The sequence below is a fragment of the Brevibacillus sp. FW306-2-1A-C05A genome, assembly GCF_058781555.1.
This window is the reverse complement of record NZ_JBYSWV010000002.1, coordinates 117,919-130,172: the sequence shown is the minus strand read 5'-3', so window position 1 is coordinate 130,172 and position 12,254 is coordinate 117,919. Positions and strand designations below refer to the sequence as shown.

At 54.1% G+C, this 12,254-nt stretch carries 12 protein-coding genes and 1 riboswitch; of the genes, 5 read left to right on the top strand and 7 right to left on the bottom strand.

Going from position 1 to position 12,254, the window contains the following annotated elements; all coding sequences use genetic code 11:
- Positions 1 to 12 precede the first annotated feature (12 nt).
- Genes AC3WJN_RS03535 through AC3WJN_RS03520 form a run of 4 tightly spaced genes read left to right on the top strand, consistent with a single transcriptional unit; the run spans position 13 to position 3,677 of the window.
- The gene (locus tag AC3WJN_RS03535) at positions 13 to 816 is read left to right on the top strand and encodes an amino acid ABC transporter substrate-binding protein (protein ID WP_007778352.1); all 804 of its coding nucleotides are present in this window, start codon (positions 13 to 15) and stop codon (positions 814 to 816) included.
- A gap of 14 nt (positions 817 to 830) precedes the next feature.
- A complete protein-coding gene (locus AC3WJN_RS03530; protein ID WP_007778349.1) occupies positions 831 to 1,502 on the top strand; it encodes an amino acid ABC transporter permease in 672 nt (223 codons plus the stop codon).
- Between the two features lie 12 nt (positions 1,503 to 1,514).
- Complete coding sequence (locus AC3WJN_RS03525) at positions 1,515 to 2,267, top strand: amino acid ABC transporter ATP-binding protein (RefSeq protein WP_005830126.1); 753 nt, start codon at positions 1,515 to 1,517, stop codon at positions 2,265 to 2,267.
- Positions 2,268 to 2,291: 24 nt separating this feature from the next.
- Complete coding sequence (locus tag AC3WJN_RS03520) at positions 2,292 to 3,677, top strand: MmgE/PrpD family protein (protein ID WP_005830128.1); 1,386 nt, start codon at positions 2,292 to 2,294, stop codon at positions 3,675 to 3,677.
- Positions 3,678 to 3,758: 81 nt separating this feature from the next.
- Here the strand turns inward: AC3WJN_RS03520 and AC3WJN_RS03515 are convergent, their stop codons facing one another.
- The 7 genes from AC3WJN_RS03515 to AC3WJN_RS03485 all read right to left on the bottom strand — a co-directional run bounded on the left by AC3WJN_RS03515 (position 3,759) and on the right by AC3WJN_RS03485 (position 10,962).
- On the bottom strand, positions 3,759 to 5,468 hold the full coding sequence (locus AC3WJN_RS03515; protein ID WP_005830130.1) for an adenine deaminase: 1,710 nt from the start codon (positions 5,466 to 5,468) through the stop codon (positions 3,759 to 3,761).
- A gap of 17 nt (positions 5,469 to 5,485) precedes the next feature.
- A complete protein-coding gene (locus AC3WJN_RS03510; RefSeq protein ID WP_007778343.1) occupies positions 5,486 to 6,547 on the bottom strand; it encodes an ABC transporter ATP-binding protein in 1,062 nt (353 codons plus the stop codon).
- A gap of 16 nt (positions 6,548 to 6,563) precedes the next feature.
- Positions 6,564 to 7,352, bottom strand: a complete 789-nt coding sequence (locus AC3WJN_RS03505; protein WP_005830134.1) for an ABC transporter permease — start codon at positions 7,350 to 7,352, stop codon at positions 6,564 to 6,566.
- A 5-nt stretch (positions 7,353 to 7,357) separates the two neighbouring features.
- The gene (locus AC3WJN_RS03500; protein WP_005830136.1) at positions 7,358 to 8,179 is read right to left on the bottom strand and encodes an ABC transporter permease; all 822 of its coding nucleotides are present in this window, start codon (positions 8,177 to 8,179) and stop codon (positions 7,358 to 7,360) included.
- Between the two features lie 26 nt (positions 8,180 to 8,205).
- A complete protein-coding gene (locus tag AC3WJN_RS03495; RefSeq protein ID WP_005830139.1) occupies positions 8,206 to 9,138 on the bottom strand; it encodes a nucleoside hydrolase in 933 nt (310 codons plus the stop codon).
- Positions 9,139 to 9,216: 78 nt separating this feature from the next.
- Complete coding sequence (locus AC3WJN_RS03490) at positions 9,217 to 10,290, bottom strand: ABC transporter substrate-binding protein (RefSeq protein ID WP_007778336.1); 1,074 nt, start codon at positions 10,288 to 10,290, stop codon at positions 9,217 to 9,219.
- Between the two features lie 321 nt (positions 10,291 to 10,611).
- Positions 10,612 to 10,962 carry a hypothetical protein gene (locus tag AC3WJN_RS03485; RefSeq protein WP_025848092.1) on the bottom strand — a complete coding sequence of 117 codons (351 nt, stop codon included), beginning with the start codon at positions 10,960 to 10,962 and terminating at the stop codon, positions 10,612 to 10,614.
- Positions 10,963 to 11,181: 219 nt separating this feature from the next.
- A riboswitch (SAM riboswitch) is annotated at positions 11,182 to 11,284 on the top strand.
- Positions 11,285 to 11,406: 122 nt separating this feature from the next.
- On the opposite strand from AC3WJN_RS03485, the gene AC3WJN_RS03480 reads away from it, so the two are divergent.
- Entirely contained in the window at positions 11,407 to 12,240 is an 834-nt protein-coding gene (locus AC3WJN_RS03480; RefSeq protein ID WP_005830145.1) for a MetQ/NlpA family ABC transporter substrate-binding protein, read from the top strand.
- Positions 12,241 to 12,254: the final 14 nt, after the last annotated feature.

The window sequence follows — 12,254 nt, the reverse complement described above, 5'->3', positions numbered from 1 at the left end:
GGAGAGATTCACATGAAAAAACATAAAGGCATCCTCGCGATTACACTCGGCCTCTCCCTCCTGCTCGCTGCCTGCGGCAGTGGCGGCGAGCAGGCTGCATCAGGCGCCCAGGAGGAAAAAGTTTTACGCGTAGGCGCAACAGGCCAAAGCTACCCGTTCGCTTACAAGGAAGGGGAAAAGCTGCAAGGCTTCGACGTCGAAGTTGCAGAGACAATCGCAGCGAAGCTCGGCTACAAAATCGAATGGCACCTCGCCGAGTTCAGCGGCGTGATGGGCCAGCTTGAAACAGGCCGGATTGATACGGTCGCCAACCAGGTAGCCGTTACGGATGAGCGCAAGCAGAAGTTCAACTTTTCCCAAACCTACGCTTACGCCGGAACGCAAATCATCGTCAAAAACGACAACAACGACATCCATTCCGTCGCCGATCTGAAAGGAAAAACCGTCGGAGCGGTGCTCGGCTCGAACCATACGAAAAACTTGCAAAAACAGGACCCGAACAACGAAATCAACATCCGCACCTACGAGACGCAAGAAGGCACGCTCAACGACGTCGCCTACGGCCGGATCGACGCCTACATCAACGGACGCAGCGTGCTCCTGGCGCAAATCGAAAAAACCGGGCTGCCGCTGAAGCTGGCCGGAGATCCGATCACCTATGAGGAAGTAGCCTTCCCGTTCCCGAAAGACGAGAAACACGACCAACTGCGCACAGAGTTTGACAAAGTGCTCACAGAGCTGCGCGATAACGGCACCCTGAAGCAGCTCTCAGAAAAATATTTCAAGGCTGATGTTACGGCGCCAATCCAGAAATAGGCGGTGCGTGCACGATGAATTTTGACGGGCAATACATGCTAGAGGTTTTCCCTACCTTGCTCAAATATTTGCCGCTCACGTTGGTAATGGCGGTCGTCGCGATGATTTTCGCCATTGCCATTGGGCTTGTGCTCGCTCTCATCACGAAAAACCGGGTACCCGTGCTCTATCAGCTCGCCAACGTGTACATTTCCTTTTTTCGCGCCACGCCTACGCTCGTTCAGCTTTTTCTGATCTACTACGGCTTGCCGCAGCTTTTCCCGTCGTTTAGCGCGATGAACGCCTTGACGGCAGCGATTATTGGCTTGAGCATCAAAAATTCGGCTTATTTGGCGGAGATTTTCCGTGCCGCCCTGGACTCTGTCGAGAACGGCCAGCTTGAGGCGTGTCTGGCTGTCGGCATGACCAAGGCCCAGGCGTACCGTCGCATCATCCTCCCGCAAGCGACACGCAATGCCATCCCCGCCTCGGGCAATACGTTTATCGGGCTGGTGAAGGAGACGTCTCTCGCCTTTACGCTCGGGGTCGCCGAGCTGTTCGCCCAAGGAAAAATGATGGCGTCTGCGTCGCTGAAGTTTTTCGAAATCTACCTCGCCGTCGCGATTGTGTACTGGGCGTTGACGATCGTCTACAGTCTCCTGCAGGAATGGCTGGAAAAACGACTGAGCAGGCCATATAAAAACTAGCGAGGGATTGCCATGATTAAAGTAACGAATCTGCGCAAGCAGTTTAACGATCTGGTCGTGCTGGACGGCATCGACATCGAAGTGGCGCAGGGCGAGGTCGTCGCCATCATCGGCCCTTCCGGCTCAGGAAAATCAACGCTTTTGCGCTGCCTCAACCTGCTGGAAAGCCCGGACGCCGGACGAATCGAAATCGGGCAGGCCACACTGGACGCCCAGAAATACTCGCGCAAGGAAGCGCACCACCTGCGCCAGCAGACCGCGATGGTTTTTCAAAACTACAACCTGTTCAAAAACCGGACCGCGCTGCAAAACGTCACGGAATCGCTCATCATCACGAAAAAGATGAAGCAGAGCGAAGCGGACAAAATCGGCAGGGCGCTTCTGGAGCAGGTCGGTCTGGCGCACAAGGCCGACAGCTACCCGATCACCTTGTCAGGGGGCCAGCAGCAGCGCGTTGCCATCGCCCGCGCGCTCGCTGTCGACCCGCATGCGATTTTGCTCGATGAGCCGACCTCCGCGCTCGATCCCGAGCTGGTGGCAGAGGTTTTGCAAGTCATCAAGGCGATTGCGGAAAAGCGCACGACCATGCTGATCGTCACGCACGAGATGGCTTTTGCCCGCCATGTAGCGGATCGCATCATTTTCATGGCGGATGGCAAAATCGTCGAGCAAGGAACCCCCGAAGAACTGTTTGACCGCCCGCAAAACCAGCGCACGCAGCGGTTTTTGCTGCAAATAAACGCCCCGGCCTCCTTCATCTCGTAGGCGGGGAAAGGGAGTGGCCCTACCGTGACACATGTACATGCGAGCACAGGACGAGACAGACGGCTGACAGAGAAGCTGGCTGATCTCGTCGTTTCTTCTCGCCCGGAAAACGACGCTGCCGCCATGGCAGCAGCGCGGCTGGGAATTCTGGACTACCTGGCTGCCAGCTTTGCCGCGCGCGAGGATGCGGGCCTGGCGAAGCTGTGGAGCATTACCGAAGCAGAAGGCGGCCGCGCCGAAGTTCCTGTCATCGGGCAACAGCGCAAGGCCAGTTTTCTTTCGGCTGCCCTGTTGAACGGCTACATCGGGCACGCGCTCGATTTTGACGACGTGCATTCCGATGTGCGCGGCCATCCCAGCACAGTGATTTTGCCTGCGCTCATCTCCGTGGCCGCCGTGTCTTCCGTCAGCGGCCAGCGGTTTCTCGCCGCCTATGTCATCGGCGTCGAAGTCATGGCCCGTCTCGGGCGCGCGATTGGGGACGCCCATTACATCAAAGGCTGGCACAATACGTCTACGCTCGGGGTGATCGCAGCCGCAGTTGCGGCAGGCTACGCCAAAGGCTTTTCTGCCGAACAGTTACAAAAAGCGATCGGCTTTGCCGCCACCCAGGCGAGCGGCCTGCGCGCGCAATTCGGCACGGAAACAAAGCCGCTGCACGCAGGGCTCGCCGCCCAGTCTGCCTTGCTTGCAGTCAGACTGGCGGAAGCAGACTTCGGAGGCAGCTCGCAGGCGCTGGACGGGAAACACGGCTTTTTTGCCGTCTACGGAGATCCCGAGCTGGCAAACTCCGTGCTGCTGCAAGACTGGGGCGCCTCCTGGCGAATCGTCACGCCGGGACTCTGGTTCAAAATTTATCCGTTTTGCTCCGCTGCCCATCACGCTGCGGACGCGGCTGTTCGCCTGGCGGCGCGCCACGCCTTTGCGCCTGCTGAGCTGGAGGCGGTTCGCATCATTTTTCCTCCCGAGGGGGACGCTGCGCTCGTCGAGAGAGAGCCGCGCACGGGCGAGCAAGGGCGCTTCAGCGTCGAGTATGTGGCGAGCCTCGCTTTGCACAGACGCTCGCTGTCTTTGGAAAGCTTCACGGCAGCGCCGATTGCCCCGGACATTCTCGCCTTTTTGCCGCGTGTACAGCGGGCCTACGACAGCCAGATCGCGCCCGCGCCGGAAGCGGTGCCCAAAGGGCGTTTTACCATCGTCGAGATCACGACAAAAGCCGGACAGGTGTATCGCGAGCGCGTCGATCGTCCGCGCGGCGCTCCGGGCAATGCGCTGACCGCAGCAGAAGTGCAGCAAAAGCTCGCTGACGTGCTGACAGCCGATCCCACGCTTGCCGAGCGGTTGGCGAGCACGACTGCCTCGCTCGCGTCAGAGGCCGATACGGCACACCTCTTGACGCTGCTGGCATGAACAATGCATTGCCGATGCACATGCAAATATGCAAATAACCCCGGGAGCACATCTGCTGTTCCCGGGGTTTGCTATGTCGTCCTACATCAAAAGCAGCGGCACGACTTTTCCTGCATTCACATCAATCAGGCCCAAGTCGGTCAGCTTCAGCGCAGGGCTGACTGGCAGCGAATGCGTGCTGATCGACATGATCGGGTTGTAGTGCTCGTACCCGAGCGATTCCATGGCCCGGCGCAGCTTCTCGACTTCCTTCGCCGTCTTCTCCAACGGTTCCTCTGTCAAAATACCGCCGACAGGCAAGAGCAGGTTGGCGATTACTTTGCCGTCCTCGACTACGCAAAAACCGCCCTGGTTGCGGATGACCTCGTTGGCTGCCACCATCATGTCGTGCGGATTGTGGCCGACGACGAGCAAGTTGTGGTTATCGTGCGAATAGCTGGTCGCTACCGCTCCGCGCTTGATCGTGTCGCCGCTGATTAGCCCGTAGCCGCGGTTGCCGTTTTTGCCGTAGCGCTCAAAGACCGCGATCAGGCCGTACGGGCTTTCTTCCCAGCACACCTTTCCTTCCCGCACCTCGACGATCCCGCGGTGATCCTCGGTAAACGTCGAGCCATTCTGGACGAGCATGACACGGCATGGATAGCGGTTGTCCGGCGCATCTGTAGTGACCTGGAAGTCGCTCTCTGTGAGCGGCGACAGCTTGATGCTCTCGTAAAAATGCGCCGGGAACTGCTTCGTCCGCGCGACCTGACGGTATTGTTCGCGGGCGTCGAACGCTTTTTGCCCGTTTTTGTACACTTGCTCAATCACAAGCTCGCGCAAATCCGACACGAGTACAAAATCGGCAATCTTGCCCGGAGCAATCGCCCCGCGATCCGTCATGTTCATGCGTCTTGCTGGTGTAAACGTACTGGCGTAAATAGCGCGCTCCGGCGGCATGCCCATGCCGATCGCCTTTTTCACGATATGGTTCAGATGGCCGCGCTTGTACAGCGAGTCGGTCATCACATCGTCCGTCACAAAGCAAAAATGCTCGGAAACATCTTCGCGGATCAAGTAGTCCATGACTTCTTCTGTCATTGACTTTTCCTGAATCTCCAAAAACATGCCCGCCGCGATTCTCGCTTCCATACCTTCCGCCGTCTGGTGCGTATGGTCGGAGTCCACGCCCGCGTAAATGACGCGATGCAAATCCAGGTCAAGCAGCTTCGGCACGTGCCCCTCGACGACCAGCTTCGGATACGTTTTGCGAATGTGCTCCAAAATCCGGTTCGTTTTGCAGTTCTCGTCGCGGATGATATCCACGTAGTTCATGATCTCGCCCATGCAGACGATGTCGCCGGAGGCCAACAACTCGTCCATGTCGGCAATTTCCACGGACCCTCCAGTCGTCTCCATCGAGGTCGCCGGAACAGAGCTTGGAATCGCGTACTTCATGTCTACTACGCAGTCCTGGCTGGCGCGGATCATTTCCTTGACCCCTTCGATTCCGAACACGTTCGCCATCTCGTGCGGCTCCGGCACGATCGTCGTCACTCCGTTTTGAATCAATCCGTAAGAAAACGTCTCCGGGGTTACCATCGTGCTTTCGATATGCAGATGGATGTCGACCAGGCCGGGGATCATGTAGCGGCCTTGGCCGTCGATGATCTCGCTCGCTTCAAACGTCTCGGCATTCCGCTCGCCGATGTAGAGAAAGCGCCCGTCCAGAACCGCGACGTTTCCTTCCCGGAACTGTTTGAAATAGCTGTTGAACACTTGTACGTTTTGAATCAATAAATCAACTTTCACAAAAAGCCCTCCTGTCTTTAGTCCACGAGCACCACTTTGTCTTTCGGGAACAGCAGGTTGACCTTTTGGCCGCTCCGATAAGGGGTCTCCATTTCCTGGTTGACGGTAAAGTCGCCCAGCTCTGTTTCCACGACGTACTGATAGCTGCGGCCCAAAAACGTGCTGACTTTGACGCTGCCGTGCAAACGGTTCATGCCTGGCTGATCGGCCTCTTCGGTCGTCACCAGCAGATCGTCCGGACGCATCGCGCATTTTTTGCCGGTAGGACTTGCTGTTCCAGGGTGCTTGGCTGCTACGAACTGATGGCTGCCCACGCGCAGTCCGATCTCTCCGTTCGCTTCCGTGCGCTCGGCGAAGTCGATGAAGTTGGTAAAGCCGATAAACCGCGCGATAAACTCGGTCTTCGGATATTTGAAAATCGTCGCCGGGTCGTCCAGTTGCTCGATAATTCCTTTGTTCATGATCGCCACCTGGTCGGAGATGGAGAAGCACTCCTCCTGGTCATGCGACACGTACACTGTCGTAATGCCCAGCTCCTGCTGGATGCGGCGAATTTCCACGCGCATGTTGATCCGCAGGTTCGCATCGAGGTTGCTTAGCGGTTCGTCGAACAACAGCAGATCAGGCTGAATCACCAGGGCACGGGCAATCGCCACGCGCTGTCTTTGCCCGCCGGACAGCTCCTTGGGGAACCGTTTTTCAAAACCGCCAAGACTGACAACCTCCAAAATTTGCAGGACGCGCTGCTTGACCTCTGCTTCATTCACCTTGCGCAGACGCAGGCCGAACGCCACGTTGTCGAAGACGGACAAGTGCGGAAACAAGGCGTAGCTCTGAAACACAAACCCGAAGTTGCGCTTGTTGACCGGCACCCGCGTATAGTCCTTGCCGTCAAACAGGAAGCGGCCGTCCTTTGCTTCCAGAAACCCCGCGATCAGGCGCAGCGTCGTCGTTTTGCCGCAGCCGCTCGGCCCCAGCAGGGAGATGAGCTGGCCCTTCTCGATATTCAGATTGAAGTTTTGCAAAATGTACTGATTGTCATAGGCAACCGATACGTTTTCCAGCGTGAGCAATGCCATATGTTTGATGCCTCCGTTATCGTTTTGTAAAGTAGGAAAGCCCCATCAATCGTTCGATGATGAACATGAGAACAGCCGTAATCATCATGAGCACGACAGAAATGGCAGCGATCGTCGGGTCGAAGTTGTTTTCCACGTAAGTCAGCATCTGGATCGGCAGCGTGCTTACTCCCGGTCCGGTCATGAACACAGAGATATCGACGTTGTTGAAAGACTCCAGAAAAGCAATCAGAATCGCCGCAATAATTCCGGAGCGAATGTTAGGCAAAACGACCTTGAAAAACGTCTCCAGCCGGCCAGCGCCGAGACTGAGCGCCGCCTCTTCAATGGCGAAATCGAAGTTGGACAGGCTGGACGCGATGACGCGAATGATAAAAGGAAGCATCAGCACCGTATGGCCGACGAGCAGCCCGGCGTAAATCGGCAAATGATAGACGACAATGACGTATTTCAGCATGGCAAAGCCCATGACAATTCCCGGAATCAGGACAGGCGAGATGAAAATGCCGTTCAACAGCCCTTTGCCGCGAAACTGGAAGCGGCTGAGCGCATACGCCGCCGGAATCCCGAGCAAAAGCGCCAGCAGATTGCCCAGTAACGATACGAGCATCGACGTCTGGAACGTCGTCATGAACATTTCTACGTTAAAGATGTTTTCATACCAGCGCAGGGAGAAGCCTTCCGGCGGGAATTTCAGGACGCTCCCAGGCTCAAACGATGTAAAGGATATGATAATGAGCGGCCCGAGCAAAAAAGCAAAGACGAGAAGGGTAAACAGGGCCAACCCGCGATTTTTTTCCTGCATAGCTTCTACCCCTTCGGATTTAGTTTCGTCGCCAGCTTGTTCATGAAGGAAATGACGACAAACGTAATGACGATCATGATCGTGGCAATGACCGAAGCCATGTACCAGTCGTTTAGCGTAATCGCGTTCTGGTAGAGAAACGTCGAGATGACGCGTTGCTTCCCGCCCAGCAGCGCAGGTGTAGTGTAGGCGGTCAGGCTGCCGACAAACACGAGAATGCTGCCGATGATAAGCCCTGGCACACTAAGCGGTACAATCACCTGGCGGAACGCCGTAAATTTGGACGCGCCAAGGCTTTCGGCCGCTTTGATTAAATCCGGGTCGATGTTTTCCATCACGCCCACCAGCGTAATGATGATGAGCGGCAGGAACAGATGGATCAGACCGATCATCATCGCAGTCGGGGTGTACAAGATTTCCAGCGGTTTTTCAATCAGTCCGATCGACAACAGCGAGCTGTTCAGCAAGCCTTTTTTGCCGAGAATAATCATCCAGGAAAACGAGCGCACGACAGAGCTGGTCAGCAGCGGGAAAATCGCCAATGCCAGCAAAATCCCCTTTTTGCGCGGGCCTAACTTGGAAATGTAGTACGCAGCCGGAAAGCCGAGCAGGATGCAGGCAATGGTCGTGACGAGACTGACCTGCAGCGTCGTCAGCAAAATTTTCATGAAATACTTGTCCGTCAAAAACTGCATGTAGCCTTGCAGGGTAAAGCTTCCTTCATGGAAAAACGTGGACGCAATCGTCAGCACGATCGGAATGACCATGAACAGCGTCAAAAACAGCACACCAGGCAGCAGCAATAAATAAAGACCCTTTTTTCTCATTCAATTAACTCCTGTTCACGGTATCGTCAGGCTTTCAATGCGCCGAGAAAACGCGCAAAGAACGCATCTGCATCTACGTCCAGACAGACGTTCATGTTGGGTTCTTTTTTCAGGCGGTTCTGAAAGTCGCAAACCGTTTGCCCGTCACAAAGCTCGCTTTTCGTTTCGATATCGACATACAGCTTCTTCGTCGTCACCAGCGAACGGTCCAGCGCGACCGCAACAGCCAGCGGATCGTGCATGGCGCAGGCGCGCACGCCGTTGCGTTCAAAGTAGCGGTCCAGGTAATCGGACGTGCTTTGCTTCACGTAGCGGCCGATGGGCGTATCGCCCAGTTCCTTGATATGTTCTTCGGTAAGCAGGACTCGTCGTGTGACATCCAGCCCGACCAATGTCAATTGCGGAAATCCGGCGTGAAACACTACCTTGGCTGCTTCCGGATCGACGTACATGTTGTACTCCGCCACCGGGGTCACATTTCCGTGCTCGGTCACTACCCCGCCCATAAAAATGACTTCCTTCACCTGCTTGACCAGCTCGGGGCACCTTCTGACAGCCAAGGCCAGATTCGTCAGCGGCCCTGTCATGACAAGCGTGACTTGCCCGGGACGAGCCAGCACTTGCTCGCAAATGAAATCAGGCGCAAAGCCTTCCCGCGGCTGCGTCAGCACCTCCGCATCCCGCAGTGCCCCGCCAAGCCCGTCCTCGCCATGAATGCGATGCTCGAAAAACAACGGACGAAAAAGCGGCTGGGAGGCTCCGCGTACGACAGGAATCGTTGCTCCCACTTGCAGGAAATCGAGAATTTTGCACGTATTTTCTGTCGCTTTGCCAAGGGATACGTTGCCGTTTACGGTAGTGATTCCGATCAATTCACATTGACCGCTCTTGATAGCCAAAATAATTCCCAGCGCGTCATCAATTCCGGTATCGACATCAAGAATGATTTTTTGCTCCACGAGTGGTCCTCCTTCAGTTGAAACAAACAAGGGTATATCCGCCTGACGTCTATACCCTTGTCCTGTTTCAAGCGCTTGTTATTGGGTAATTTCGCGATTCCAGCGATCAATCCACGCCTTGGAATGCTCGTTGACGAACTTCATGTCCAGCTTGCGCAGCTTGTTCACTGTCTCTTCGCCGTAAGTCACGCCTTTTGCTTCATCGGCTGTCAGCTCCACAGACGTGTTTACAGGAGAGTCTACTTTTGCTTTCGCTGTTTTCTCCTGAACTTCCTTGCTCAACTGATAGTTGATGAAGTCCTCGGCCAGTTGCTTGTTTTTGCTGCCTTTGACGATGTTGACGGTGTTCATTACGGCGTAGCCACCGCTTGCCGGAGCGACGAATACCGCTTCTGGCACGGCTGCCTGGATGTCTTTGAAGTACATTTCCATGATCGGACCCACTGCGATTTCTTCCTGGCTGAACATGTTCACGTACTCGGAAGTTTTGTCGTAATACTTCACAACGCCTTTATTCGCTTCTTTCATTTTTGCAAACGCCTGGTCTTCGTTAAACTCTGCGCTACCTGCTACCATCGAAGCGCTGTCGAGAATCATCGGGCCTGTGGTGGACGTGATGTTCGGCAGTGTCAGCTTGCCTGCCAACTCAGGGCTCCACAGGTCTTTCCAATCTTTGATCTCGGTTGTGACCAGCTTCGGATTGTAGGCAATCCCGAATTGTCCGATCGTGTAGGCTGGACCGTAGTCCTCGCCCAGCGGCGCTTTGGCGATATCGTAAATCTGGTTCAGGTTCGGAATGCGACTGCGGTCGATTTTTTCAAATACGCCGCTGTCGATTCCTTGCTGCGCATAGTAGTCGGAGAGATAGATCAGATCGACGTCGGAACTGCCTTGGCGGATTTTGTTCAGACGCTCGGCGTTGTTTCCGATTTCGAGCACGATTTTCACGTTGTGCTCTTTTTCAAATGGTTCGTAGATTTCTTTGCGGAAAAAGTCTTCAGAAAAGCCCCATGTAGAGATTACCAGCTTTTGCGGCTCGCCTTTGGCAGCTTCGCCTGCTGCTCCCTCCTGCGGTTTGTCGCTGCTGCCGCAGCCTGCAAGCACCAGAGACAGCATGGAAGCAGAAAGTATTCCTGTCAGCATTTTTTTCATCGTAATGTTCCTCCCGTTCGGCTTATAAATGACGAATGATTCCATCTCATAGAATGAAGTGTTTTCTCGTTTTTATACTGCGTGTCGTGAAACCCCCTACTGTTTCCCTCGTTCGGTGATTTTATTCATCAACCACCCCCTTTGCCAAGCGTTGAGAAGCTGAAAAAGAAAAAAGAAAAGCACCCTTGAATAGAACGATACATTCTAAACAAGAGCACTTTTCTTCGTAAACAAAGAGAAGCGACACCCGTTTCACACCATTTTCACGGTCTTCCCTTGAGATAAATCAAAAGGGAAAATCCGAACGAATGGGGCAAGTATTTAATTTTCCGAGCCGCTCACAATCACATTCGTAATCGCCCACTGCGTAGGCGCGTCATAGTCTCTTAGCACAGCTTCCAGCTTCAGACCCATCTCTTCTTCCAGCCGTTCTTTCAGTTTCCTCTTATAAAGAAGAGACATGCGAAAATCGACTTCGAGCTTCAGGGCCGGGGCTTCGCCTTCAAGCGCGGCAGAGCGCGGTGAACGGCGATGCTTGGCGTGGAAGGTAATCAACTGATTCTCAATGGTCACTCTCAGCAAAGTCGTTCCAAATCCGAACAACTCTTTCGCTATCTCATTATAAATGGCAGACAGCTTTTTTCTCGTTTCATTCGTGTCTGTTAAACTCATGACATCACCCGCGAGAGCTGTTATCGGATTCGTTGCTCCCATTATACATATGATTTCTGGCTAGAGCAAGCAAACATTCGTATTTAGATCATTTTTACATTTTTCAGTCAAAAATTCGTTCGGAAAAACAATTGACAGGTCGAAATCGGCAAGCTATAATCCAACTAACCTAATATGAATTGTAGGCAATTTGCTTTGACCGAATTTCATAAGCCACTTCTCTTATAAAGAGAGGTCGAGGGACTGGCCCTATGACACCTCGGCAACCTATCCCACCGATATGGTGCCAAATCCAGCGGAAATCAATTCCGACAGATAAGAGAGGCATTGACCACTGTGAATGTTGCATGCGCAGTTACAAGCCTCTTCTTAGCGGAAGAGGCTTTTTGTTTTCCCGGTTACTATTTTCAAGATATACAAACACCAAAGAAAAGGGGAATTTTCATGAAAAAGACAGGCTTATTTCTCACTTCGCTTCTGCTAGCTGCTTCTCTCGTTACGGCGTGCGGCGGCAAACAGGAAGCGGCTCCCGCAAACGGTGGAGCTGCTGCTGAACAGCAAACCAAAATCAAGGTCGGCGTGACAGGCGGCCCTCACGAAGAAATTTTCAACAAAGTAAAAGAAGTCGCCAAAGGCCAAGGAATCGACGTGGAGCTGGTTGTGTTCAACGACTATGTGCAACCGAACCAGGCTCTCGATAAAGGCAATCTCGATATGAACAGCTTCCAGACCATCCCGTTCCTGGCCAAGTTCAATCAGGACCACAAAACCAAAATCGTCGAGATCGGCAAAGGCGTAACCTTCCCGATGGGGCTCTACTCCACCAAGCATAAAAAAGTAGAGGACATCCCGGAAGGCGGCGTGGTCGGCATCCAAAACGACCCGACGAACCGCGCCCGCGCTCTGTTGCTCTACCAGGCTGCCGGACTTATCAAGCTCAAAGACGGCGTGAAAGACAACGCGACTCCGCTGGACATCGTGGAAAATCCGAAAAAACTGCAATTCAAGGAGCTGGAGGCAGCGTTTTTGGCTCGCTCGCTCGGCAACGTGGAAGTCGCTTCGATCAACACCAACTTCGCCATGGAAGCAGGCTATTCGCCGAAAAAAGACGCGATCTTCTCGGAAACGTCTGATTCTCCTTACGTCAACATCATCGCCGTCAGAGAAGCAGACAAAGACAACCCGACCTACAAAAAGCTCGTGGACATCTACCGCTCGGAAGAAGTGAAGAAGTTTATCGACGAACACTTTGAAGGAGCCGTGCTGCCGTCCTGGTAAAAACATGCCGGGAA